This is a genomic window from Micromonospora sp. CMU55-4 (assembly GCF_011602315.1).
Classification (GTDB): Bacteria; Actinomycetota; Actinomycetes; order Mycobacteriales; family Micromonosporaceae; genus Micromonospora; species Micromonospora chalcea.
The window spans coordinates 1-24,012 of the sequence record NZ_JAAOLH010000019.1 but is presented as its reverse complement, the minus strand read 5'-3'; the positions used below and the strand labels follow the sequence as shown (position 1 = coordinate 24,012).

Here is a 24,012-nt window from a genome sequence, read left to right as displayed (position 1 = left end):
ACGGTCAGGACACGGCGGTACGCACCAGCTCGGCGAGCTTCTTCTCCACCTCCGGGCTCCACCGCACCAGCGCGAACGACGCCGGCCACATGTCGCCGTCGTCGAGGTTCGCCGCCTCCTGGAAGCCCACCGTCGAGTAGCGGTACTTGAACTTCCCCGCGTCCTGGAAGAACACGACGATCTTGCCGGCGGCGTTGGCGTACGCGGGCATGCCGTACCAGGTCTTCGGCGCCAGCTCCGGCGCGGCGGACATGATCGTCATGTGCACGCGCTCGGCCAGCTCGCGGTCCTCCGGCGCCATCTGCGCGATCCGGTCGAGCACCGCCTGCAGGTCGTCGGCCTTCTTCGCGCCCTTCCTGCCCTCGGCGCGCAGCTCGGCCGCGCGCTCCTTCATCGCGGCGCGTTCCTCGGCAGTGAACCCGTCGGACATCTCGATCCCCCCTCGTGACTCGCGGTCCGCGTGGTGCCGACCGCCTGGCAGCAACGCTATGGCCCGGCGGTGGGCGCCCGCTTCTCGATTCCTGACCACCTGCCGGGACCACGGCGACCCGGCGCGGCACCTACCATCGCGGCCATGGCAACCCGGCTCGTACAGATCAACATGAAGGCACACGACGAGGTGGCGCTCGGCGGCTTCTGGGCGGAGGTGCTCGGCTGGGAGATGTCCAGCGAGGGGCCCGGCGTGACCAACCTCGAACCCGCGGGCCTCACCTACCCGGACCCCCGCGCCCTCTACGTCGACCTCGTCGTCTCCACCGAGCCCAAGACGGCGAAGAACCGCGTCCACGTCGACCTCGCGACCACCTCGCCCGCGCACCACACGGAGCTGGTCGCGCGCCTGACCGCGCTCGGCGCCACCCCCGCAGACGTGGGCCAGGGCGACGTGCCGTGGACGGTCCTGGCGGACCCGGAGGGCAACGAGTTCTGCGTACGGGAGCCGGACCCGCGGCGCGCGGACACCGGGCCGATCGCCGAGGTGGTTGTCGACTGCGCCGACCCGCGCGCCATGGCCGGCTTCTGGGGCCGGGCCACCGACTGGACCGTGCACGAGGTGACCGACCAGCAGGCGGTGTTGCGCTCCGCTCAGGGCGTCGGGCCCTACCTGCGGTTCGCCCGCAGCGCCGACGCGAAGACCGGGTGGAACCGCGTCCACCTCGACGTCCGCCCCTACGCGGGCGACGACCTGGACGCCGAGGTCGCCCGCCTGCGGACGCTCGGCGCCACCGACGCGGACCTGGGCGGGGCCGACATCCCGTGGCGGGTGCTGGTCGACCCGGAGGGCAACGAGTTCTGCGTCCTCACCCCGGGCTGATCCGCGGACCGCGGCGCCGGGCGGGTACGACCGCCCGCCCGGCGTCGGTCAGGCCGGCCGGTTCTCCGCCCGGAACTCGTGGACCACCTCGATCGGCCCGACGATGTGCCGGTTGAACTCGTCGAGCTCCTCGGCCGGCACCCACAGCTCCAGGATGTCCCGGCCACCCACCTGCCGGACCGGGTAGCGGGCGGCGAACGCGCGCTCGACGTGGAAGCGCGTCACGTAGCCGGCGCCGGACGCCGGCACGTTCCAGTCCCGGGCGATCATGACGGCGTACTGCTCGTTGAGCACCGGGTAGAAGATCGGCTGGTCCGGCAGCCGCGGCGGCCAGGCCCGCCAGCCGGAGGCGCGGACGAGGTCGAGCTCCCGTGGGCCGGTCGGGCGCCACAGCGTCGTCATCTCCGTCACCACGCACCCCTTCTGCCACGGTCATGGCACCGTACCGGCGGCGCGCCGCGACCGGCCATCGGGTTTCGGCAGCAGAATCGACAGCGGGTGCGATGAGTTCGCGAAGCCTCGGCGGTCCACCCTTCGACATCCCAGACAGACAGGTAGGGAGCACCGCGATGGCCAAAGTCATCTCCACGCTGTTCATCTCGGCCGACGGTGTCGCCGAGATCGACCCCGACTGGCACTTCCCGTACTTCGACGACAACATGGGCCGCGCCGTCACCGAGGACTACGACACCTCCGACGTGCTGCTGATCGGCCGGGAGACGTACGACAGCTTCGCCGGCGCCTGGCCGGACCGGGAGGCCGCCGGCGGTGAGGACGCGCCGTTCGCCAAGCAGCTCGGCGACATGCGCAAGGTCGTCGTGTCCCGCCAGCCGCTGGAGTTCTCCTGGCGCAACTCGGAGCTGATCCAGGGCGACCTGACCGACGCCGTGCGCGCGCTCAAGGCCGACGCCGGCATCAAGGGCATCCTCATTCCCGGCTCGATCTCGGTGGTGCAGCAACTGCTCGCCGCGGGCCTGGTGGACGAGCTGCGGCTGCTGGTGCACCCGGTCGCCGCCCGCAAGGGCCGCCGGCTGTTCGACGAGGGCGACGCGCCGTACCACCTGCGGGTGGCCGCGACGGAGGCGTACCCGACCGGCGTGATCCGGGTGATCTACACCCCGGCGTCGGCGCCGGGCGCGGCCGGGTACGACGACATCAAGGACCAGGTGCCGGCCGGCAGCTGACGATCACGGGGCGGCGGCGGCCGGTTGACCTCAGGCGGTCGACTCCAGCTCGTCGAAGGCCATGTTCCACCACGACTCCGGCTCGGCGAACGCGACCGGGTCGACCGGACGCAGGTCGTCGCGGATCGCCGCCGCGCGGGCGGCCCGTTCCCGCCCGCCGGGGTCGGTGGCGATGAGCTGGCCGAGCCGGTAGAGGAACTCCACGAACGCGGCGAACGTGCTGTTCACCGTCTCCAGGTTCGGTGTCTCCAGGTCGAGCAGGATCACCGCGCCGGTGCCCGCGTCCAGGCAGAACAGCAGCGCCGGGTCCTCCGGCGCGGAGCCGAGCACGACGTACGGGCGGGGGCCCTGGTCGCCCAGCTCGATCGACAGCGTGGAGAACAGCTCGACGTCGGGGACCGAGACGTCCACTGTGAACAGGATCGGCACCTCGACCGGAAGCGCGCCGTCGGGCGGGAACACCTCCGGCCCGAGCGGCCCGAGGATCGCGTCGAAACGCTGGTCGGGGAAGTAGATGACGCCCCGCTCACCCCACAGCGCGGTGAGCTGCTCGCGGGTGACTGTCACGGCTGCGCCTCGTCCTCGTCCTCGGCTTCGGCCTCGTCGAGCAGGCCCTGCCGGTCGAGGAACGCGTACCACCCGTCGTCGTCGGTGACCAGCTCGGCGTAGCCGGGGCCGAGCACGTAGTAGTGCACGAACGAGTCGAGGTCGGGCGCCAGTTCCTCGAAACTGTCGCCCATGAACCACTCGGTGCCGGTCGGCGGGAAGTACCAGACCGCCCCGGTGGCGCGCTCCAGGAAGATCGGCTCGTCGCTGCGTGTGCCGACGACCAGCCAGCCGCCCTTGTCCTGGCCGATGGGGGAGAAGTCGGGCGCGTAGTCGAGGAAGTACTGGACACCGGGCAGCCGGCCGGTCGAGGCCAGCTCGAACGCGCCGGCCCGCAGCCCGTCGGCCACGAGCAGGAACTCGCGGACGCCGTCCGGCAGCTCCGCCGGCACGTCGCCCTCGTCGGCCGGGTCGCCGATCTGCCCGTACGCGAGACTGGCCGGCTCGTCCGCGGCCAGGTCGGCGCGGAGTTCGGCGAGAAGCTGCGCGAGATCGGAAGTCAATCCACTACCTCTATTCGGATCGGGGTTCCGTCCGGCAGATTCTGGATCTGCCCCCAGATCTGGGAGCCGATGTCCGTGTTGGTTCTACCATGCAGCAGCTTGAGGTTGTCGACGGTGTCCGGCCCGCCGAGCTGTAGTTCCCACACGTGGTCGGGGTGGTAGTCGCTGAGCCGTTGACTGAGCCGGTTGGCGAGGTCCTTGTCGTGCGGCCAGTACTTGTCCCAGATCTTCTGGCGGATCCGGTCCTTGTACCCGTCGGTGAGGTTCTTGTCGCGGGCCACCGGGTTGGTGGCCTTGTAGAGCTTGCCGTCGTCGCTGAGCTTCTTCAGCGCGGCCATCTTGCGCCGGAACTGGGCGGTGGCGTGGAAGTCCCGGCGCTGCACCCGGACGACCTTCGTCGGCAGGCTCCGGTTGGGCCCGGTGACCCGGACGATCGGCTTCTCCAGCTTCTCGACCGCCTTGCGGACGATCTTGCCGGCCGCCGGTTTCGCGGCGGCGCCCCGGCCGCGCCTCGGGCTAGGCATCGAGCAGTCTTCCGATGACCTGGTCGATGAGCGCGCCGACGATCTCCCGGGTGATGATCTGGAAGATCGGGATCTCGGCCAGCGAGGCGCCGAACGTGACCACGGCGGTGGCGATCGCCTGGGCGACCTCGAACGCGAGGATGGCGAGCTGCACGATCACCGCGATCTTCAGCGCCAGGACGATCGCCGCGCAGATGATCAGCCCGGCGCCGAGCAGCATCGCCGCGGGCATGCTGTCGTGCAGCACGACCGGCCCGTTCTGCTCGCCGCCCCACCACTTCTGGAACGCCGCGATCGCCGGACCGACGTTCTGCGTCCACACCTGCGCGGCAGCCGCGTCCGCCGCGCCGGCCGCCGCCCCGATCCGGCCGCCGAACTCCAGCCACGCCTGGCCCATCTCGAAGAGCTTCTCCTCGTCGGCGGCCGGCCAGGTGTAGCCGATCCAGCCGAGCGCGGTGACCAGCTCACCCGGTAGTTGCAGTCCCACGGCTCAGCCCAGCCCGCCGGCCAGCGAACGCATGGCGCCCGCGCCGTCCTCGTCGACCCGCTCGTACGAGTCGGCCATCCCGGCGATGTCGGCGCCGGCTGCGGTGAACTCGTCGGCGGCCATGCCGACGCAGTCGAAGATGTAGTTCGCCACCTCGGTGTAGGCGATGCCGATGAGCGACCCGATGTCGTCGGCGCCCCACGGCTCGCCGTAGCCCTGCATCCGTGCCTCGAACGCCTCCAGCTCGCCGGTGAACCGCTTGGCCGCGTCGGTGACGCCCCGCCCGGCGGCCCGGATCAGCGGCGGGTGCACCTCGAAGCCGCCGCCGCTCATCGCTGCCCGCCGCGTGCCATCCGCTCCTGCGCCTCGGTCAGCGCGTCGAGGAACGACCCGAGCCGGGGAACGGCGGTGTCCCGTACCTCCTGCAACTGCTCCCGCAACTGCGACATGTCCGCGACCTGCGGATTCTCGCCGGTACGCAGCCCGTCGATCGCCGCGTTCACCGCGCTGACGATGTGCGCGGTCAGCTCCTCGGAGCCGAGCCGCATCAGCCGCGGCTCGACGTGCAGCGCGTGGAGCTTGCCGTCGCGTCCCATCTCGGCGCGGACCTGCCCGTCGGCGGCCTCGCCGACCGCCGGTGTCTCCGGCTCGTCCGCCGGCGGCGGACCCACTGTCCGAAGTGCCGCCATCGTCGCGTCGAGCATGCGGGTGAAGTCGCCGCTCATCGAAGGATCCGCACTCATGAGACCTCCCCAAGGTCAAACGCCACGAGCGTAACCGAGACGGACAAAGCGATTTGTCCCGTGCGCCGCCCGATCCGTCTTGGACACCGGGCGTCCGGGCGGCCACCATCGGCAGGAACACACGGGTACGGGTGACGGGAGCGGAACATGACCGAGGCGGACGTGGTGGTGGTCGGCGGCGGCGTCGTCGGGCTGACGACAGCGCTCACGCTCCAGGGGCGGGGCGCCCGGGTCACCGTGCTGACCGCCCACGACCCGGCCGACACGGTCTCCACCGTGGCTGCCGCCGTCTGGTACCCGAGCCACACCGACGAGGACCCACGGGTGCTGCGCTGGGCCCGGGACACCCACGCCGAGCTGCGCCGCCAGGCGGCCGACGGCGTGCCGGGGGTGGTCGACCGGCCCACCCGGATGTGGTTGCGCCACCGCTACGCCGGGCCGCCCTGGTGGGCCGACGCCTGCGGCGACCTGGTGGTCGAGCCGGCGGAGCCGCCGTACACCGCGCTGCTGCGGTTCACCGCCCCGTCGGTGGAGATGACCCCGTACCTCACCTGGCTGCGGGAGCGCCTGGAGTCGGGCGGCGGCCGGGTCGTCCGCCGTGCGCTGGGCACGCTCGCCGAGGCGTACGAGGTCGCGCCGGTCGTGGTGAACGCGACCGGTCTGGCCGCCGGGCGGCTCGCCGCCGACCCGGCCGTGTACCCGGCGCGCGGGCACGTCCTGCTGGTGGCGAACCCCGGCCTGACCGTCTCGGTTCGCGACGAGGGCGACCCGGCCGGCATCACGTACGTGCATCCGCGCCGCCACGACGTGGTGCTCGGCGGCACCTACGAGGCGGGGGTGTGGCACACCCGTCCCGACCCGGAGGAGGCGGCGGCGATCCGCCGCCGGTGCGTGGCGCTGGTGCCGCAACTCGCGGACGCGCCGGTGCTGGGGGAGCGGATCGGGCTGCGGCCGGCCCGGCACGGCGGCCCCCGGGTCGAGGCGGACGCGGCGGACGGGCGGCTGGTGCACGCGTACGGCCACGGCGGCGCCGGGGTGACGCTGTCCTGGGGCTGCGCGGCCGAGGTCGCCGATCTCGCCCTGAGTGTCTGACCGCGCGGTGCGGGCGGCCCCCCGCCGGAGCGCGCGGGCGGTAGCCTCGGCCCGGTGTCCGCCCGCCGCGCCGCACTGTCCGCCCTCGTCGCCCTGATCGCCGTCCACATCGGCTGCACGCTGGTCGCGCTCGCGGCCTACCGCCACCGGATCGGCGTGGTGACCCACGACGGCGCCAGTTTCCCGGTGGAGCTGCTCGACGCCGTGGTGCCCCTCCGCGACCTGCTGCCCGCCGTGCTCTGGCTGCTGCCGGTCACGCTGCTCGTCACGTTCGCGGCCCTCGGCTGCTGGGTCGCCCGGCGGACCGTCCGTCCCGGCGACGAGCGGCTACCGAGGGCGGCCTGGACCGCCGGCATCGCCGCGGTGCTGCTCAACCCGCTCGCGGCCGTGCGCTACGCGTCGGCCACCGCGAACGGCGGCGAGTACATGCGTACGGTGCAGGTGGAGACCACCCTCCTGGTGCTGGCCGCTGCCGTGGCCACCACGATGAGCGCGCTCGCCGTCGCCGGGTTCGTGCGGCGCTCTGAGACGGCGAGGCCGCCGTCGCGGATGCGGGTGGACGACTGGTCAGCGGGCCCGGCGGGACGAGAGTGACCTGTCCGCTCAGGTGTGCCTCGTCCACGCGACGAACCGCTGGAACAGTTCGTCGGGACGTGGGCCCGGATCGGGGTTGAGTCTCAGCAGGTCGGCGGCGGAGTCGAACAGGCATGTCGCCATGTAGATCGACAGCGCCACCCGGTCCCACCGGTATTCCAGCAGCAACAACAGGCGCGCGGGCTGGCACGGCCACGGGCCGGCGCAGACCCGGCAGAGCCACAGCGGCCGGATCGCCACGTGCGGCCGGATCGTTCTGGGCGGGCGGCCCGGCGGCGAGGATGTCGGCATACCCCATACGGTGACCGAGGCGTTGACCCGAGTCAAGGAGCCAGGTCAACTGTCTAGCGTCCGGCGTATGGAGCTGGTGGGCGCAGCCGAGATTCGCGTGATGCTGGGCGGCATCAGCAAGCAGCGGGTCTACGTGATCACCAGTAACCGCAACTTCCCGGAGCCGGTGGCCGACCTCGTGCAGGGCAAGGTCTGGTTGAAGTCGGACGTCCAGGAGTGGATCAAGGAGCACCGGCCGGAGCTGGCCGCCGATTGAGCGTCCGGCTCACCGCTCCAGAACGGTGAGCCATTCGGCTGCGCGAGGCCGGTATCCGTGCAGCTCGAAGAGCCCGCGCACGATCGCCGGCACGTGCCCGGCGCCGTACACGACCGCCACGTCGATGCGCTCGGAGGACCGGGTACGGATCAGCTCGGACAACGCGGCGAGCAGCCGCTCGTCGCGTTCGCCGCCGAACGCGCGCTCGGCGTGCTCGGTGAACTCGTGGTCGGCGTACCGCTCGTCGGTGGCCGACGGCAGGTCGTTCACCTCGATCTCCGGTGAGAGCAGACGCCGGGTGCCGCCGAAGAACTGCATCACCGTCACGAACGGGATCACCAGCCACATCTGGAGGCGGTACCGCAGCGGCATCGCCCGCCAGCCCTCGGCGAACTCCGCGGCCGACACGTCCGGGTTGAGCACCTCGACGCCGAGGGACGCGTACGGGATGGGGTCCGTCACCAGGCCGGAGCGCCGGTTGGCCGGCATGGCCCGGTAGGTGAGTGTCAACGCCGAGCCGACCACCGACCGGCCGCTGACGCCCTCGACGACGAGCAGGTCGCATTCCCGGAGCCGCTTCGTGACCGCTGCGTAGAACGCCGGGCTCGCCACGTGGAGCATCGGGAACACCAGGAACTCCAGCCGGCTGCCGGGCCGGCGTAGCCGGAGCACGGCGGAGCGGGTGCCGATGACGCTGTGTTCGATGATCTGCATGCCTGCCCCCCGTGGCTCGGCTGCTCTTGTCGGCAGGGTAGGGCGGCCGGGCAAAGGGTCCCGTGCGCGCGGCGGCGCGTACCGGTCAGGAATCGAGAAGCCCTGGGCGGGCGCCCCGACCTAGCGTTTCCGGCACGGGCCTCCCCGCCGGGGAGGCCACCGCCGGGAGGTAGGCATCAATGGATACGCGCATCCGCCAACTGCACCGCTGGCTCTCTGTCGCCTTCACCGTGACGGTCGTGATCACCTTCGTGGCGCTGGCGCAGAAGGACCCGATCGTGTGGGTCTCCTACGTGCCGCTGCTGCCGCTCGCCCTGCTCCTGATCAGCGGCCTCTACCTGTTCGCGCTGCCGTACCTGCGGCGTCGCCGCGCCGTCGCGCGCCCGCGCTGACCTGGGGGATTACCGGGGCCGGTCAGCGGGCAACACTGGCGGATGGAGCAGAAGGTGATGGTGTTCGCCCCGGCCCCGCTGTTGACGGTGACGATCGAGCAGCAGGGCGAAGCGACCGAGCTGCATCTGCACCCGGGCGGGCAGGGCGTGTGGCAGAGCCGGATGATCGCCGCGCTCGGCGTGCCGGTGACCATGTGCGTGGGCCTCGGCGGCGAGGTCGGCGACGCGGTCCGCAAGCTGCTCGACGACGAGGACGTCACGGTACGGATGGTGCGGCGCGAGTCCGGCACCGGCTGGTACGTGCACGACCGGCGGGACGGCGAGCGGACCGAGATCGCCGAGAACCCGGGCGTGCCGATGGTGCGGCACGACATCGACGAGCTGTACACGGTGACGCTCACCGAAGGGCTGCGTGCCCCGGTGAGCGTGCTCAGCGGACCGGCCGACCCGGGTGTGGTGGACCCGGACATCTACCGGCGGCTCGCCGCCGACCTGAGCGCCAACGGCGGAACCGTGGTGGCCGACCTGTCCGGGCCGTACCTGGAGGCGGTGCTCGACGGCGGGGTGAGCGTGCTGAAGGTCAGCCACGAGGAACTGCTCGACGACGGCCTGGCCAAGGACGACAGCGTGGAGGCGCTGCGCGACGCCGGCCGGCGCTGCCAGGATCGGGGCGCGCGGACGGTGCTGATCAGCCGGGCCGGGGAGCCCGCGCTGGCGCTGCCGGAGGACGGCGAGGCGCTGCTGGTGCACGCCCCGCCGCTGGAGCTGGCCGACCACCGGGGCGCCGGTGACTCGATGACCGCCGGGGTGGCGGCGGTGCTGGCCCGGGGCGGCGACATGCGGGAGGCGCTGCACGTCGGCGCCGCCGCGGGGGCGCTGAACGTGACCCGGCACGGGCTGGGCACCGGCCGGGCCGAGGCGGTACGGGAACTGGCCGGCCGGGTGCGGCTGACCCCGCTGGACGGTGGCGACGATGACGGCTGACCGGCCGCCCCGGGTGCTGGTGACGAACGACGACGGCGTGCACGCCCCCGGCATCCGCGCGCTGGCCCGGGCCGCGTACGAACGTGGGTTGGACGTGGTGGTCGCCGCGCCGCAGCACGAGGCGAGCGGGATGAGCGCGGCGCTGTCCGCGGTGACCGAGGACGGGCGGCTGGTGTTCGGCGAGACCGAGCTGGACGGCCTGCCCGACGTGCCCGCGTACGCGGTGGCGGCCTCACCCGCGTACATCGCGGTGCTGGCCGGGCTCGGCGTGTTCGGGCCGGTGCCGGATCTGCTGCTGTCCGGCATCAACCGGGGCGCGAACGCGGGCCACGCGGTCCTGCACTCCGGCACCGTCGGCGCGGCGCTGACCGCGGGCAACAACGGCATCCGCGCGCTCGCCGTGTCACTCGACGTGCTCACCCCGGCGGCGGCGAGCGCGGGCAGCGGTGGCGCGGCGATAGCGGTGCTGGACAGCGTGGACGACGAGTCCCGCCACTGGGCGACCGCCGCCGAGCTGGCCGCGACGCTGCTGCCCTGGCTGGCCGAGGCGGACCCGGGCACGGTGCTCAACCTCAACGTGCCCGACCTGCCGGCCGATCAGGTGGCCGGGCTGCGGCAGGCGACACTCGCGCCGTTCGGTCAGGTGCAGGTGTCCGTCGCCGAGCGTGGCGAGGGGTTCGTGCGTACGGCAGTGGAGGAGAACGCGGTCCGCGCGGTCCCCGGCACCGACATCGCCTGGCTGGCCGACGGGTACGCCGCCGTCACCGCGATCCGGGCGCTCGGGCACCTGCCCGACGTCGAACTGCCGGTCGACCGGTGAGGACGGCTCCGCCCCGCCACCTCGTGCGGGCGGCGGGGCGGAGAGCGTCACTCGCCGGCGGCGCGCCGCCGGTCGGCCTCGGCGTCGGCGGCGCCCACCGGGGTGCCGTCGCTGTCGCGGTCGGCCCCGGACAGGTCCACGTCGGCGCCGGCCCGGGCGGCGTCGGCAGCCGCGTCGTCGGCGCCGACGACCTCACCGCCGCCGGTCTGTCCGTCGTCGGGGACCAGTTGCCCGGCGGTGGCCAGCCCGATCGGTGCGTACCTGGGGTCGGTCATCTCGTCCTCCTCACCGGTGTTCCTCCGGAAGCGGTACCCCGGTACGGGACGCGGCACACGCGCGCGGGTCAGCGGCCCCGGTCGAGGAAGTCCAGGGTGACCGCGGCGAACAGCGGCGACTGGTCGATGTCGTAGTGGGTCAGGCCGGGCAGGATCGCCAGCGCGTGCCCGCCCGCCGGGCGGCCCTCGCCGGTCCAGCCGCCGTCGCGCCGGCCGCCGTCGAGCAGCTCGAACACCTCCACGAAGTGGCTCGGCGGGGCCATGTCGGCGTCGGCGGCGACCACGAGCGTCGGCACCCGCAGGGCACGCACCTGGTCGGCGAGGTCGAAGTCCTTCCGCATCGCCTCGCCGATCTTGTCGAGCAGCCGGGGGAAGTCCTCCGGACGCGGCGCGACCCGCTGGTACAGCTCGTACATCGGGGTGTCCTTCAGGTACTCGGCCGCCGCGGCGTTGACCTGACCCTGCTGCGCCAGCATGTCCGGGTAGATGGCCTCGCGGCGGATGTGCGCGGACGCGGCGACCAGCCGGCCGATCTTCTCCGGGTGCCGGAAACCGACGTGCAGGGCGACGCCGCCGCCGAGGGAGAAGCCGACCACGTCCGGCCGGTCCAGCCCGAGGTGGTCGATCAGCGCGGCGACGTCGTCGGCCATCAACGCCATGTCGAGCGGCCGGTCCACGTCGGCGGTGCGGCCGTGCCCCTGCAGGTCCACCACGACGACCTGGTGTTTCGCGGTGAGCACGGGCAGGATCGGCGCGAACATCTCGCCCGAGGTGAGGCCGCCGTGCAGCAGGATCATCGGCCGTCCGCTGCCGTGTGTCTCGTGGTAGAGGCGTACGCCGTTGACGTCGGCGTACCGCCCGGGGGCGTGGGTCTCGTCGCGCTGCGTGGTGGTCATCGGTGCTCCTCGGGTGTGCTGACCTGACCACCGGTGGACCGGGCGAACGGGGCGTACTCATCGCCGCGCGCCCGGGGTACTCGCGTTCATGCAGCATGTGGGCTAGTTTCAGCCGGGTGAGCGAGGTGGCAAGCGTTCCCGTCGAGGCACAACTAGAGGCGTACCGGTCGGAGCTGACCGGCTACTGCTACCGGATGCTGGGTTCGGCCTTCGAAGCCGAGGACGCGGTGCAGGACACCTTCGTCCGGGCCTGGCGCAACTTCGACAAGTTCGAGGGGCGGTCCGCGCTGCGGACCTGGCTCTACCGGATCGCCACGAACGTCTGCCTCAGCATGGCCACCAGCGCGCAGCGCCGGGTCCGGCCGATGGACCTCGGCCCGGCGGGCGTCGGCACGGCCACCCATCCCGGCGAGCCGCGCCCGGAGCAGATCTGGGTCGGCCCGGCGCCCGACGACCGGGTGCTGCCCGAGGTCGCCGACCCGGCCGAGGTGGTCGCCGGCCGCGAGTCGGTGCGGCTGGCGTTCGTCGCGGCGTTGCAGCACCTGCCGCCCAAGCAGCGCGCCGTGCTGATCCTGCGCGAGGTGCTCGCCTGGTCCGCCCAGGAGGTCGCCGATCTGCTGGACACGTCGGTGGCGAGCGTCAACAGCGCGCTGCAGCGGGCGCGGGCCACGATCGCCTCGGCCGACACCGAGGCCGACGCGCGCCGTCCGCTCGACGAGGAGCAGCAGGCGCTGCTCGCCCGCTACGTGCGCGCGTTCGAGGCGTACGACCTGACGGCGCTGACCGCGCTGCTGCACGAGGACGCGACGCTGTCGATGCCGCCGCTGCCGCTGTGGCTGCGCGGCCCCGCGCACATCGCGGACTGGATGGCCGGCACCGGCAGCGGCTGCCGCGGGTCCCGGCTGGTGCCGACGGCCGCCAACGGAATGCCCGCGTTCGGGCACTACCGGCGTGACCCCGACGGCTCAGGACACGTGCCGTGGGCGCTGATCGTCATCGGCGTCTCCGGCGGCCGGATCACGTCGCTCAACAACTTCCTCGACGTCGACCGCCTGTTCCCGCTGTTCGGGCTGCCCGACCGGCTGGAGGAGGGCGCCGGCCAGCCCGAGCAGGCCGGCCAGCTCGCGTAGGTCGTCGCCCGCCCCGCGTACCTCCAGCCCCCAGCCGAAGCGGCGCGCGGTCAGGCGCAGCCGCGCCAGCACCTCGACCGTGACCAGGTCGGGCGCGGCGACAGCGGACACGTCGCACACCACCACGCCCCGGTCTCGGCCGCGCAGCGCCTCGGCCAGTTCGGCGCAGCGGGCGGCGATGTCCGCGCGGGTCGGCGTCCCGCCGGCCAGGGAGAGCATGTGCGTGATCACACGCATTGGACCGGCGTACGTCCCGGCTCTCATCGGTACGCGCGTGCCGAACCGCGTGCAGTTACATCGACGTTAACTGCTATACCAATCATCGGTGCTCGGCTATATGATCCCGGTAGTTCACCCCGAAGCCTCACGAAACCGCAGCTCCCCGCACCCCTCGGGTCGAACTCCGCAAGCCAGGTGCCCCGCATCGTCGTGCCTGGCGACCGCCCGGCGTTGCGGTTCAACCTGCCGGAAAGGTGGGAACGGATGACAGGGATGCCGTCCTTGGTCATCGGCGTCGCGTCCTCGTCGGCCGAGCGACGGCAGCTCGCCCAGCTGCTCGGCGGCACCGAGGCGTTCCTGATCGTCTCCAGCGTCCACCAGGCCCGCCGCTTCCTCGACCTGGTCCGTCGTCCGTCCGGCCCGCCGCCGTCCCGGCCGCAACCCGCCGGTGAGCCGCCCGCTCCGTCGTCCGGCGCGTCCTCCGTCCCGTCGTCCGGGCTGGAGCTGGGTGTCGACTCCGACCGGCGGGTGCTGCGCTGGCGGGAGCGCGAGGTCGGCTTGACGCCGCTGGAGCACGACCTGCTGGTCTGCCTGGCCGGCACGCCCGGTCAGGTGTGGACGTACGCCCGGCTGCACCGCGCGGTCTGGGGCAACGACCACCTGGGGCGGGGCTCGGACATGCACTCGGTGGTACGCCGCATCCGGCGCAAGCTCGCCCGCCTCAACGTCCCCGCCACCATCCACGCCGTCCGAGGCGTCGGCTTCCGCCTGACCCCACCCTGACCCCGCCCTCCCCCACCCTGCCCGCGCCCCGCCCGCGCCCCGCGCCGCTGATCTTGCACTTGCGGCCTCTCGGGTGGGGCTTTTGTGCGCCTTGCCGGGGCGGTAAGTGCAAGATCGCGGGGGAGAGGGGGTGGCGTGGGGCGGCCCGCCCGGTGCGGGGCACCGGGCGGGCCGACTCATGTGTGTTTCGGGTCAGCAGCGGGTGGGGGAGAGGGTGAAGTCCTCCACCGTGGGCGTGCTGCTGTTGATCTTCGTTTGGCGCGTCTGGGGCTTCCAGCCGTCCTTCGCGACGATCAACGTGAGCGGGTTGTTGCGCCGGTCCATCCAGTAGGCGTACCGGCCCTCGGCGTCGGTCGTGAAGGTGTAGGAGTTCGCCCAGGAGTCGACCTGCACGGTCACGCCCGCCAGCGGCGCCGTCGCGCCCTGGCAGCTCTTGCCCGAGACCGTGCCGGACAGCTTGCCCCAGGTGGTCGGCGGCTGCGCGATCATGGTGACCGCCACCGGCTCCACCGTGTACGGGGTGTCCTCCTTGATCGCCACCGACGCCGAGTACGTGCCCGGCTGGTCGACGTTCGCCGTCATCGTGAGGGTGACGGTGACCTTCTCACCGGGCGCCAGCGTGACCTTCGACTTGTCGACGGTCAGCCAGCTCACGTCGGCGGCGGCCTCCGAGCACTCGGAGAAGCCGGGCAGGACCTCGCTGTCCTTGGTGGCCGTGAAGCTGCCCGACGAGCCGCCGATCTTGTAGAACCCGCAGGCCGCGCCGCCCCGGTAACGGGGGGTGTTGGCGTTGGGCAGGTTCGCCCACGAGTTGGTCGCCGGGTCGAAGGCGAAGCCGGCGTTGGTGATGGCGCCGCCCTGCGACCCGCCGACGACCAGCAGCTTGCCGTTCGCCACCGCGTACGAGGAGGCCCAGCTGTCGGCCGGCGCGTCCGGGATGGCGGTCCAGGCGTTCGCGGACGGGTCGAAGGCGTACCCGGCCTTCTGCGACGTGGTGCCGTCGTTGCCGCCGGTGCAGTAGACGATGCCGTCGATCCCGCCGCAGGACAGGAACGCCACCGACTTCGGGTACGCGGGCAGCGTCTCCCAGGTGTCCGCGCCCGGGTCGTAGCGGACCACCGAGTTGGACATCGGCGTGCAGCTCGCGGTGGTGCAGCCGCCGATCGCGTACAACTTGCCGTCCGCGACCGCCTGGCCAGCCGCCGAGCGCGGCGCCGGGTTGTCGGCCTTGCGGGTCCAGGTGTTCGCCGCCGGGTCGTACGAGAAGGTGGCGGCGTCCGGTCCGGCGGCGCCCCAGCCACCGGTGGCGACGATCTTCCCGTCGATCACCCCGACCGTCATGGCGTTACGCGCGCCGGGCAGGTCGGCGATGCCGGTCCACGCCTGGGCGATCGGGTCGTACCGGTAGTTCTTGGCGCTCGACGTGGTGCCGTCGCCACCGGCGATGGAGTAGATCTTGCCGTCGACGCTGACGACCCGGTTGTCCATCACGTTCGACGGGTAGCCAGGGATGGTGGTCCACGGGTCCGCCTGCGGGGCCGCCGCCGCGCCGATGCCGGTGGACGACTTGCCGGACGAGCGGGCCGCGAACGAGGTGGCGGCGGTCAGCCGCTGGACCGGCGCGCCGGTCGAGCCGAGCAGCGCCTGCTGGGACAACTGGGAACCGTCGGCCCGTTGCAGCACGAACCCGCCGTCGCGTTCGCTGAACTCGGCGTTGACCGGCGCCCCGCCGGTGTTCGTCACGGTGAACGTCTTGCTGACCTTCCCGCTGGGCATCCGGACCGTGCCGGTGATCGAGGCCGGCTTCACCGACAGCCGGCCGGCGGCGAGCTGGAAGTTGGCCGCGGTAGCCCAGTCCTCCTCGACCGTGACCTGCTTGGTCTGGCTCACGTAGTTGCCCGCGCCGGCGGTGAACGGGTGCTTGCCGGTCAGCGACGAGAACATCCAGTAGAAGCCGTCGGGCAGTTCGGTGTCGTCAGGCGTGGCCACCGTGGTGGCCTTCTCCGCCGGGCGGTCCTTGCTGGTCACCGTGGCGCCGTTGACGTAGCTGTTGTCGTTCTTGTCGCGGACGTGGCCGAGCACCAGGCCGCCGTTCACCGGCTTGCAGACGAGCGTGCTGCCGATGAGGACGTTGTCGACCTGCCACCACCATTCCCAGCTGGCCTCGTAGTAGTGGAAGCGCACCCGCACCTGCGACTGACCGGCCGCCTGCGGGATCGGCACCTCGGTCACCCGCGGGCCGCGCACGTCGGCGGCCTGCCGGAGCACGTTGCTCCACGTGGTGCCGCCGTCGAGGCTCAGGTCGACGTCCGCGCGGTCGCTGTTGAGCCAGTTGTAGTCCTGGTTGAACCGGATCACCGGCGTGGTCACGCCGGTGAGGTCGACGACCGGGCTGACCAGCGAGGTGTCCTGCTGCCCGCCGCTGCCGTAGTTGTCGCTGTCGATGATGGCGAAGTTGCCGCTGCCGCCGGTCAGGTTGCCGCGCTCACCGGCGTCGGTGAACTCCCAGACCTGGCCGGTGCCGGCGTTGTCCACCACGGTCCAGCCGTCCGGCACGCCGGTGCCGTCGAACGTCTCGTACTCGCCGTCGGAGCTGACGGTGTAGCCGGGGGCGGTGGTGCACGCCTCGGGGTTCGCCTGCACCGCGATGTTGGCGACAGCGTTGCCCGAGCCGACGGTGACCTCCTTGGTGGTGGTCAGGTAGCCGGCGTACTGCGGCTCGACAGTGAGCCGGTAGGTCGCCCCGGACGGCAGCGACAGGCTGTAGCGGCCGGTGGTGGGCGTGGTGTAGTCGGAGATCGGCGTGCCCTCGACGCTCACCTTCGCGTACAGCGGCCAGCCGTGCCCGGACCCGTCGGTGACCTGCCCGCTGACCGTCACGCTCGGCACCGCGGTGAGCGCGACGTCCAGCGTGGTGGTCGTGTTCGCGGTGACGGTCGCGGACAGCGTGCGCGTGGCGTACCCGAAGGTGGAGACGACGACCTGGTAGTCGCCGGCCGGCAGCAGCGAGGAGTACGTGCCGTCGGCGCCGGTGGTCAGCGTGCGGTCCGCCGCGCCGGACAGCGTGACGGTGGCGCCGGCGATGCCCGCGCCGGTGGCGGCGTCGGTGACCTTGCCGGCCAGCGTGCCGTTGTCCCCGATCGGGGCGGCGGCGAGCAGTGCGAGCGCGTCCAGCCGGCCCTCGCCGTAGACGTTGTTGTCGTCGGTGGTGCCGCCGCACTGGGTGTCACCCTTGTCGATCGCCGCGTCGTCGAGCAGCGCGCGGGTCGCCGGGACGTCGCCGACCAGGGTGGGCGCCGCCGACCAGAGCAGCGCGATCGCGCCGGCCAGGTGCGGCGCCGCCATCGAGGTGCCGCTGATGCTGGCGTACGAGTTGGTCGGCACGCTGGAGCGCACGTTGACGCCGGGCGCCGAGATGTTCGGCTTGATCTCGCCGTTCTGCCCGGTGCCCCGGGACGAGAAGCTGGCGATGTTGTTGTTGACGTCGTACGCGCCGGCCGAGTAGTTGCTGGCCAGGCTGCCCGGCGAGCCGCTGGTCTGGCAGGACGGGCCGTTGTTGCCGTTGGACCAGACGCCGAAGATGCCGGACGCGGTCCAGGCGTTCGTGACGTCCTCCATGAACGGCTCGTTCGACGGCGTCCTGGTGCCCCACGAGTTGTTGATGATGTTCGGCCGCTTGCTGGCGTCCGGGTTCTGCCCGTTGAGATCGGTGGGCTCCAGCATCCACTGGCCGGAGGAGACCAGCGCGGCGTCGGACGGGCAGCACCCGTTCGCGGCGATCCACTTGACCTCGGGGGCGACACCGATCTGGTTGGCCCCGTCGGCGCCGGCCATGGTGCCCATGGTGTGCGTGCCGTGGCCGTCGGAGTCGCACGGCGCGGTGGCGCACTCGTCGGCCGCGTCGAACCAGTTGTAGTTGTGGTCGAAGGTGCCGTCACCGTTGTTGCCGCGGTACGAGTTCACCAGCGCCGGGTGGTCGAACTGGACGCCGCTGTCGATGCTGGCCACCGTGATGCCGGCGCCCTTGACGCCGTACTGTGACCAGACGTCGTCGGCGTTGATGTTGGCGATGCCCCACTCCAGCGCGTTCGCCGACTTCTCGTCGGTGCCCGGGATGGTCTCGGGGAGCTTGTACTCGATCGGCGCGTACAGGCCGTCCACCTCGGAGTGGGCGGCGAAGTTCTGCGCCATGGTCAGCGAGCCGTCGGTGACCTTGATGGCGTTGGTGGCCCAGAAGCTCTGGTACTTCGTGCCCGAGCGGTCCAGCTCGGCGCGGATCTTGGCCTGGCTCTCCGCGGCGGTCTTCTTCAGCGCCGCCGCGACGGCGGCGCCGCGCTCGTTCCAGTCCTTGATCGCGGTGGCCTTGCCCAGGTCCGCCTTGCCCGAGAAGTGAATCCAGAAGTCGCCCTCGCTCTTGCCCTCCAGCTGCCGGGTGAGTTCGGGGCGGATCTTGTCGCCGGCCGACGCGCCGGTACCCGTGCCGGCCTGTGCTCCAGTGCCGGTGGCGGCCAGCGCGGTCGCGGCGAGCACCAGGGCGGCGCCCGCGCTCACCAGCCGCCGGGCCGGGCCCCATCTGTGTGGACGTCTCAGCATCGGTGCTGCCTCCTGTTCCGATGACCCGCTGATGATCGAGCCATGGCAGAAGGGCCAGGAGACGCGCTCTCCCGACTGGTCGCACCGGTATTACCAGAACCCCCCAGGCCCCCTAGGTGTCCGTGCGGGTCTACGCCGGTCACCTGAATGGACACTATGATCGACATGAGGGAACGATCAATGACCGTACGTGAGCAACATGTCACCAACAGGCCCCCGGACCGGATGGCTTGTTGACAGTTTTTGTCACGGTGGGGCGCGGTGACGACTGACGGCACGAACGCGGCGAACTCCGGCACCGAGCCGCCGGAGCGGCCCTTCTCGCTCGTCATCGGCGTGACGTCGTCCCCGGCCGAACGGCTGCGGCTGACCGAGCTGCTCGACGGCGTCGCGCCACTGTTGATGGTCGCCGATCTGGACGAGCTGCGCGAGTTGATCACAGCGGACGCGCCGGACCCGGCCGGCGCGCCGGGTCCGCCCGTACCCGAGCCGAAGCCCGCGCCGGACGGCGCGCTGGTGATCGACGCAGCGCGCTCCACCGCCCGGTGGGGCGACCGCGAGACCGCCCTGACCCGGCTGGAGCGCGACCTGCTGACCTGCCTGACCGCCGAGCCGGTACGGGTGTGGAGCTACGCCGAGCTGCACCGGGCGGTCTGGCGCGACGCGCCGACGCACGGCCGGGCCGACGTGCAGTCCCTGGTGAAGCGGTTGCGACGCAAGCTCGACGAGCTGGGCACCGGCGTCACCATCGCGGCGGTACGCGGTGTCGGCCTGCGGCTCACCGACCACCGCCACCCCCGGGTGCGGGGCGACTGAACGCCGCGGCGGCCGGACGGCGGAACCCGTGGTCCGATCGGAGGAGCGGGCCTGCCGGTGTGGCCGGAATTGATGGCGACCGGTCGATTACCGGTGCGGCACGTATCGCGAAATGTCTTTGCCTCCTACGGTGGCGTCCGGCACGCGGACGGAGGGACCCGGGAATCACCCGAGGGGGGCCGTCCCGGCGGACAGGGAGAGTCATCTCGATGCGAGTTTGGAGTCGCGCGGTGGCGGTCATCGCCGCCGGCGCGGTCGTGGTGGTGGGCGTACCGGCGCTCGCCGGCACCGTCGTCGTGCGGGACGCCGGCGCGGCCGGCCGGACCGGCGCCCAGGCGACCGGGAGCAGCGCCGCGCTCGGCGCCGCGCGTACCACCGCCACCCGGGCGCTGGTCACCCCCGGGGACACCCGGCTGATGCCGACCACGCCCCGCACCGACACGCCGCGGATCACCAACGGCGAGATCACCGACATCGAGGTGATCGGCAACCGGGTCTTCATCGCCGGCACGTTCACCTCGATCGCGAACGTCGGCGGGTCCGCGATCGCGCAGAAGTCCCTGGCGTCGTACAACCTGGACACCGGCAAGGTGGACACCGCGTTCAAGCCGGTCATCGACGGCGCGGTCGCCGCGGTGGAGGCGTCACCGGACGGCTCGTCGCTCTACATCGCCGGCACGTTCAACACGATCAACGGCGTCACCAAGCGCAAGATCGCCCGGCTGAACCCGACCACCGGCGCGCCGATCGCCGCGTTCACCGCCACCGCCAACGCGCGGGCCACCGCGCTCGCGGTGAGCGGCAACGCGGTCTACGTCGGCGGTCAGTTCGCGACCGTCAACGGGGTCAGCCGCAGCGGCCTGGCCGCCCTCAACCCCACCACGGGCGCCGTCGACACCGGCTTCAACCTGCCGCTCACCGGCGGCATCGGCGTCGGCGGCATGCTCACCGTGCAGCAGCTCAAGCTCACCCACGACCGCAGCAAGCTGCTCGTCGTGCACACCGGCCGCCAGATCGCCGGCCAGGACCGCTACGGCGTGGCCCTGATCGGTACGGCCAGCAAGGCGCTGCTGCCCTGGCGTACCCGGCTGTGGGAGGACAACCTCTCCTTCGTCGGCGGCATCCAGCGCGTCTTCGCCGGTGACATCGCGCCGGACGACTCGTACTTCGTGGTCACCAGCGGCTCCGGCGGCGACCGGCCGCCGATCAACGACACCGCCATCGCGTACCCGCTGACCGGGAACGACCACGTCGAGCCGCTCTGGATCTCCCGGCACTTCGACAGCATCTACTCGGTCGCGATCACCGACACCGCCGTCTACGTCGGCGGGCACTTCAGCTGGCAGGAGTCGCCCACGTCGAACGTGCCGTGGCCCGGCCTGGACAACGTCGGCTACGGCACCGGCCAGGGACTCAGCGGCTACGGCCTCGGCGACCAGGTGGTCCGCCGCGACCACCTCGGCGCGCTGGACCCGCTCACCGGCACCGCGCTGGAGTGGAACCCGGGCTCCAACTCGTACGAGGGCGAGAAGGCGATGCTCGCCACCTCGCGCGGCCTGCTCGTCGGCGGTGACGGCAACGTCAAGGGCGGCAAGACCACCGGCCGGGTGGCCTTCTTCGACCTCTCCAAGGAACCCGCGCCCGCGCCGCTGGACACCACAGTCACCACGCCGATCGAGGGCGCGGTGAAACCGGCCGGCGAGGAGTTCACCATCAGCGGCCAGGCGCTCGCCCTCGCCGGAGTGGCCCGCGTCCAGCTGGAGATCCAGGACCGCAACAGCGGCAAGTACCTCCAGGCCGACATGACCACCTGGGGCGCGTTCAAGGCGATCAACACGACGCTCGCCGCGCCGAACGCCACCTCCACCACGTGGAGCCTGCCGGTGACGCTGCCGGCCGGCGTCTACCAGTTGCAGGCCAAGACGTTCGACCGCAACGGTGCCGGCGACACCACAAAGGCGGTCAAGAAGATCGAGACGTTCCGCTTCGACGACCTGCCGCCGTCGACCCGGATCAGCTCACCGTCGGCCGGCTTGCTCGCCACGCAGACGTTCGTGGCCTCCGGCACCGCCACCGACGACAAGGGTGTCAACTCGCTGATCTACTCGTTCCGCACGCCGGACAACAGGTACCTGCAGGACGACGGCACCGTCGCCGCCGTCTACAACACGTTCCGCGGCGAGCCGGACGTGATCGGCGCGACGTCCACCACCTGGCAGTACGAGGTCACGCTGCCCACCGAGGGGCAGTGGAAGATGACCGCCACCGCCGTCGACACCACCGGGCAGAGCGACCTGCGCGGCGACACCCGCGACTGGACCGTCTCCGCCAACGGCGTACCGCCCACAGTGGCGATCACCTCGCCGGTGGCGATGACCCCGCCGGGCAACCCGGCGCCGCTCACCGTCGCGCCCGGCGGCACGATCACGTTCGCCGGCACGGCGAACGACGACGACGCGCTCAAGTCGGTGGAGATCTACCTGCGCAACAACACCACCCGCGAGGCGCTGGCCAGCGACGGCACCTGGGGCGCCGACTCGGTCGCCGGCTACCACCGGATCTCCCCGGCCAACCTCGACGCCGCGACGTTCGACTGGTCGTTCACCACCGTGCCGCTGACCCCGGGCGTCTACGACTTCCGGGTACGCGCCACCGACAAGCTCGGCCTGACCACCTCCAGCAACAACATGGGCCGGCTCACCGTCACCGCTCAGGTGCCCGGCGACGCCTTCCCCAACGGGTTGCTCAGCTTCACCGGCACCAACCAGGACATCGACCAGCTGCACCTGGACCTGGCCGGCACCGCCACCGACGACAAGGGCGTACGGGCGGTCCGGATCGCGCTGCGCGACCTGGACACCGGCCGGTACGTGCAGCCAAACGGCACCATGGCCGCCGCGTTCGCCACTGTCGACGCGACGCTCGCCTCGCCCGGCGCGACCAGCACCGCGTTCACGCTCTCGATCGACCTGCCCACCCGGGGCACGTACAGCGTCGAGGCGTGGGCCGTGGACACCGCCGGTCAGCAGGACAACTCGACAAGCGGCGCGACCGCCCGCTACCTGGTCTACCCGGGTGACACCGACCCGACGCTGGAGCCGAGCATCACGCCGGTCGAGGGCCAGGCGTACACCGGCGGCCGGATCGTGATCACCGGCCGGGCCGTGGACGACGGCGGGATGCAGAAGGTCGAGGTGCAGATCGGCAACAGCGCCGGGCAGGGCATGAACTCGGCCGGCACGTTCGGCCGGGCGGGCGCGCCGACCAGCTGGCCGTGGATCGCCACGTTCCTCACCAGCCCGGGCTCGCCGGGGTCGAACTTCGCGTACACGTCGCCGGTGATCCCGGCCGGCACGTACACGGTGACGATCCGCGGCATGGACAACCGGGGGCAGTACCAGCAGCCGCCTCGTACCGTCACGGTGACCGTCACCGACTGACCGGACGGCCTCGCGGGCCGGTCCGCGCCGGGTCTCCCGGCGCCGGGCCGGCCCGTGCCCGTTCTCAGGGCTGGATCAGGCACATCCCGGCGACGGCCGGCCGGTCCATGGTGGCCAGCGCGTCCGGCGCGGCGTCCAGGTCGATGGTGCGGGTGACCAGGTCGGCCGGGCGCAGCACCCCGGCGGTGACCAGCCGCAGCATCTCCGGGTACGCGTGGGCCGGCATGCCGTGGCTGCCGAGCAGCTCCAGCTCGTACGCGATCACCAGGTCCATCGGCAGCGCCGGGCGTCCCTGCGCGGCGGGCAGCAGCCCGACCTGCACGTGCCGGCCGCGCCGGCGCAGGCCCTCGATCGACGCCACGCAGGTGGCGTGAGCGCCCAGCGCGTCCAGCGACAGGTGCGCGCCCCCGCCGGTGGCGTCCCGGATCGCGGCGGCCACCTCGGCGGGACCGCCCAGCGTGCTCGCGTCCACGCAGACAGCGGCGCCGCTGCGGCGGGCCAGTTCCAGCGCGCCGGGCGACACGTCCACCGCCACCACCCGCGCCCCGCTCGCCGCCGCGATCATCACGGCGGACAGGCCGACGCCGCCGCAGCCGTGCACCGCCACCCACTCACCGGCGGCCACCCGGCCCTGCGCGATCACGGCCCGGAACGCGGTGGCGAACCGGCAGCCGAGCGCGGCGGCGGCCGCCTCGTCCAGCTCGTCCGGCAGCCGGACCAGGTTCACGTCGGCGTGCCGTACCGCGACCAGCTCGGCGAACGAGCCCCAGCCGGTGAAGCCCGGCTGCGTCTGCCGCTCGCAGACCTGCTGGTCGCCCGCGAGACACGACGGGCACCGCCCGCACGCGCAGACGAACGGCGCGGTGACCCGGTCGCCGGGCCGCCAGCCGCGTACGTCCGCGCCGGCCGCCACGACGACGCCGGCGAACTCGTGCCCCGGCACGTGCGGCAGGCGGATGTCCGGGTCGTGGCCCTGCCAGCCGTGCCAGTCGCTGCGGCACAACCCGGTAGCGCCGACCCGGACGACCACCCCGTCCGCCGCCGGCACCGGATCATCCACCCGGCAAACCTCCGGCCGCACCCCGAACCGCTCGAACACCACAGCACGCATGCCCCCGATCCTCACACCCCCACCCCGCGCCCCCTCCCGCCCCCTCCCCGCTCCCGCGATCTTGCACTTGCGGGCCGGTAGATGTCCTGAATGCCCCATCTGACCGGGCGGAAAGTGCAAGATCGCCGGCGAGGGCCGGTGCCAGCCTCGCCTGCCCGTCCCAGGCGCGTCGGGTCTCCCATGGCCCGAGATCCGTGGTCCGTATCCCGGGAGCAGTCGTAGATCTTGGTACGAGAGCGCCCCCATG

Annotated in this window: 26 protein-coding genes and 1 pseudogene; 12 read left to right on the top strand and 15 right to left on the bottom strand. The window is 72.4% G+C overall.

Going from position 1 to position 24,012, the window contains the following annotated elements:
* Positions 1 to 4: 4 nt before the first annotated feature.
* The gene (locus tag HA073_RS26365) at positions 5 to 430 is read right to left on the bottom strand and encodes an iron chaperone (protein ID WP_043325168.1); all 426 of its coding nucleotides are present in this window, start codon (positions 428 to 430) and stop codon (positions 5 to 7) included.
* Positions 431 to 574: 144 nt separating this feature from the next.
* Here HA073_RS26365 and HA073_RS26360 point away from each other — a divergent pair, with 144 nt between their 5' ends.
* Positions 575 to 1,312, top strand: a complete 738-nt coding sequence (locus HA073_RS26360) for a VOC family protein (protein ID WP_166457533.1) — start codon at positions 575 to 577, stop codon at positions 1,310 to 1,312.
* A 48-nt stretch (positions 1,313 to 1,360) separates the two neighbouring features.
* On the opposite strand, the gene HA073_RS26355 is transcribed toward HA073_RS26360, so the two are convergent.
* Positions 1,361 to 1,723: an ADP-ribosylation/crystallin J1 gene (locus HA073_RS26355; RefSeq protein ID WP_166457532.1), complete on the bottom strand. Its 363-nt coding sequence runs from the start codon at positions 1,721 to 1,723 to the stop codon at positions 1,361 to 1,363.
* Between the two features lie 158 nt (positions 1,724 to 1,881).
* Here HA073_RS26355 and HA073_RS26350 point away from each other — a divergent pair, with 158 nt between their 5' ends.
* Positions 1,882 to 2,496, top strand: coding sequence for a dihydrofolate reductase family protein (locus tag HA073_RS26350; protein WP_043325165.1), 615 nt, complete (start codon positions 1,882 to 1,884; stop codon positions 2,494 to 2,496).
* Between the two features lie 30 nt (positions 2,497 to 2,526).
* Here the strand turns inward: HA073_RS26350 and HA073_RS26345 are convergent, their stop codons facing one another.
* Genes HA073_RS26345 through HA073_RS26320 form a run of 6 tightly spaced genes read right to left on the bottom strand, consistent with a single transcriptional unit; the run spans position 2,527 to position 5,359 of the window.
* On the bottom strand, positions 2,527 to 3,063 hold the full coding sequence (locus tag HA073_RS26345; RefSeq protein WP_030499656.1) for an SUKH-4 family immunity protein: 537 nt from the start codon (positions 3,061 to 3,063) through the stop codon (positions 2,527 to 2,529).
* A complete protein-coding gene (locus HA073_RS26340) occupies positions 3,060 to 3,605 on the bottom strand; it encodes an SUKH-4 family immunity protein (protein ID WP_166457531.1) in 546 nt (181 codons plus the stop codon). The genes HA073_RS26345 and HA073_RS26340 overlap by 4 nt, the downstream gene beginning before the upstream one ends.
* Positions 3,602 to 4,129, bottom strand: coding sequence for a hypothetical protein (locus HA073_RS26335; RefSeq protein WP_043325163.1), 528 nt, complete (start codon positions 4,127 to 4,129; stop codon positions 3,602 to 3,604). Before HA073_RS26335 ends, HA073_RS26340 begins: the two co-directional genes overlap by 4 nt.
* A complete protein-coding gene (locus tag HA073_RS26330) occupies positions 4,122 to 4,616 on the bottom strand; it encodes a hypothetical protein (RefSeq protein WP_043325162.1) in 495 nt (164 codons plus the stop codon). The genes HA073_RS26335 and HA073_RS26330 overlap by 8 nt, the downstream gene beginning before the upstream one ends.
* 3 nt (positions 4,617 to 4,619) lie before the next feature.
* The gene (locus HA073_RS26325; RefSeq protein ID WP_043325161.1) at positions 4,620 to 4,949 is read right to left on the bottom strand and encodes a hypothetical protein; all 330 of its coding nucleotides are present in this window, start codon (positions 4,947 to 4,949) and stop codon (positions 4,620 to 4,622) included.
* Entirely contained in the window at positions 4,946 to 5,359 is a 414-nt protein-coding gene (locus HA073_RS26320) for a YbaB/EbfC family nucleoid-associated protein (RefSeq protein ID WP_043325160.1), read from the bottom strand. Before HA073_RS26320 ends, HA073_RS26325 begins: the two co-directional genes overlap by 4 nt.
* 147 nt (positions 5,360 to 5,506) lie before the next feature.
* On the opposite strand from HA073_RS26320, the gene HA073_RS26315 reads away from it, so the two are divergent.
* Both HA073_RS26315 and HA073_RS26310 read left to right on the top strand, forming a co-directional pair.
* A complete protein-coding gene (locus HA073_RS26315) occupies positions 5,507 to 6,451 on the top strand; it encodes an FAD-dependent oxidoreductase (protein WP_166457530.1) in 945 nt (314 codons plus the stop codon).
* A gap of 54 nt (positions 6,452 to 6,505) precedes the next feature.
* On the top strand, positions 6,506 to 7,045 hold the full coding sequence (locus HA073_RS26310) for a hypothetical protein (protein ID WP_166457529.1): 540 nt from the start codon (positions 6,506 to 6,508) through the stop codon (positions 7,043 to 7,045).
* 9 nt (positions 7,046 to 7,054) lie between these two features.
* Here HA073_RS26310 and HA073_RS26305 read toward each other — a convergent pair whose 3' ends face one another.
* Positions 7,055 to 7,336 (bottom strand): hypothetical protein, encoded by a 282-nt coding sequence (locus HA073_RS26305; RefSeq protein ID WP_166457528.1) that lies wholly within the window; start codon positions 7,334 to 7,336, stop codon positions 7,055 to 7,057.
* A gap of 67 nt (positions 7,337 to 7,403) precedes the next feature.
* Between HA073_RS26305 and HA073_RS26300 the strand changes: the two genes are divergently transcribed.
* Positions 7,404 to 7,592 carry a hypothetical protein gene (locus tag HA073_RS26300; protein ID WP_043325157.1) on the top strand — a complete coding sequence of 63 codons (189 nt, stop codon included), beginning with the start codon at positions 7,404 to 7,406 and terminating at the stop codon, positions 7,590 to 7,592.
* A gap of 9 nt (positions 7,593 to 7,601) precedes the next feature.
* On the opposite strand, the gene HA073_RS26295 is transcribed toward HA073_RS26300, so the two are convergent.
* The gene (locus HA073_RS26295; RefSeq protein WP_064447441.1) at positions 7,602 to 8,306 is read right to left on the bottom strand and encodes a hypothetical protein; all 705 of its coding nucleotides are present in this window, start codon (positions 8,304 to 8,306) and stop codon (positions 7,602 to 7,604) included.
* A 179-nt stretch (positions 8,307 to 8,485) separates the two neighbouring features.
* Between HA073_RS26295 and HA073_RS26290 the strand changes: the two genes are divergently transcribed.
* From HA073_RS26290 to surE, 3 genes are read left to right on the top strand one after another with little or no spacing between them, the layout of a single operon-like run.
* Positions 8,486 to 8,698 (top strand): hypothetical protein, encoded by a 213-nt coding sequence (locus HA073_RS26290; protein WP_043325155.1) that lies wholly within the window; start codon positions 8,486 to 8,488, stop codon positions 8,696 to 8,698.
* Positions 8,699 to 8,740: 42 nt separating this feature from the next.
* Positions 8,741 to 9,682, top strand: coding sequence for a 1-phosphofructokinase family hexose kinase (locus HA073_RS26285; RefSeq protein ID WP_231915565.1), 942 nt, complete (start codon positions 8,741 to 8,743; stop codon positions 9,680 to 9,682).
* The gene (surE, locus tag HA073_RS26280; protein WP_140946120.1) at positions 9,672 to 10,502 is read left to right on the top strand and encodes a 5'/3'-nucleotidase SurE; all 831 of its coding nucleotides are present in this window, start codon (positions 9,672 to 9,674) and stop codon (positions 10,500 to 10,502) included. The genes HA073_RS26285 and surE overlap by 11 nt, the downstream gene beginning before the upstream one ends.
* Before the next feature lie 47 nt (positions 10,503 to 10,549).
* Here surE and HA073_RS26275 read toward each other — a convergent pair whose 3' ends face one another.
* On the bottom strand, positions 10,550 to 10,777 hold the full coding sequence (locus HA073_RS26275) for a hypothetical protein (RefSeq protein ID WP_043330397.1): 228 nt from the start codon (positions 10,775 to 10,777) through the stop codon (positions 10,550 to 10,552).
* 68 nt (positions 10,778 to 10,845) lie between these two features.
* On the bottom strand, positions 10,846 to 11,673 hold the full coding sequence (locus HA073_RS26270) for an alpha/beta fold hydrolase (RefSeq protein WP_166457527.1): 828 nt from the start codon (positions 11,671 to 11,673) through the stop codon (positions 10,846 to 10,848).
* Positions 11,674 to 11,768: 95 nt separating this feature from the next.
* Between HA073_RS26270 and HA073_RS26265 the strand changes: the two genes are divergently transcribed.
* Entirely contained in the window at positions 11,769 to 12,803 is a 1,035-nt protein-coding gene (locus HA073_RS26265) for a sigma-70 family RNA polymerase sigma factor (protein ID WP_043325152.1), read from the top strand.
* 30 nt (positions 12,804 to 12,833) lie between these two features.
* Here the strand turns inward: HA073_RS26265 and HA073_RS30775 are convergent.
* Positions 12,834 to 13,022 (bottom strand): annotated as a pseudogene (locus HA073_RS30775) (hypothetical protein); the annotation flags it as partial.
* Positions 13,023 to 13,286: 264 nt separating this feature from the next.
* On the opposite strand from HA073_RS30775, the gene HA073_RS26255 reads away from it, so the two are divergent.
* Positions 13,287 to 13,805, top strand: coding sequence for a winged helix-turn-helix domain-containing protein (locus HA073_RS26255; RefSeq protein WP_043330395.1), 519 nt, complete (start codon positions 13,287 to 13,289; stop codon positions 13,803 to 13,805).
* Positions 13,806 to 13,997: 192 nt separating this feature from the next.
* Here the strand turns inward: HA073_RS26255 and HA073_RS26250 are convergent, their stop codons facing one another.
* Positions 13,998 to 18,398 carry a S8 family serine peptidase gene (locus tag HA073_RS26250; RefSeq protein WP_166457526.1) on the bottom strand — a complete coding sequence of 1,467 codons (4,401 nt, stop codon included), beginning with the start codon at positions 18,396 to 18,398 and terminating at the stop codon, positions 13,998 to 14,000.
* A 261-nt stretch (positions 18,399 to 18,659) separates the two neighbouring features.
* Between HA073_RS26250 and HA073_RS26245 the strand changes: the two genes are divergently transcribed.
* On the top strand, positions 18,660 to 19,214 hold the full coding sequence (locus HA073_RS26245) for a winged helix-turn-helix domain-containing protein (protein WP_064447446.1): 555 nt from the start codon (positions 18,660 to 18,662) through the stop codon (positions 19,212 to 19,214).
* A 209-nt stretch (positions 19,215 to 19,423) separates the two neighbouring features.
* Positions 19,424 to 22,654, top strand: a complete 3,231-nt coding sequence (locus HA073_RS26240; RefSeq protein ID WP_113973239.1) for an Ig-like domain-containing protein — start codon at positions 19,424 to 19,426, stop codon at positions 22,652 to 22,654.
* Positions 22,655 to 22,718: 64 nt separating this feature from the next.
* On the opposite strand, the gene HA073_RS26235 is transcribed toward HA073_RS26240, so the two are convergent.
* The gene (locus tag HA073_RS26235; protein WP_166457525.1) at positions 22,719 to 23,765 is read right to left on the bottom strand and encodes a zinc-dependent alcohol dehydrogenase family protein; all 1,047 of its coding nucleotides are present in this window, start codon (positions 23,763 to 23,765) and stop codon (positions 22,719 to 22,721) included.
* Positions 23,766 to 24,012 lie beyond the last annotated feature (247 nt).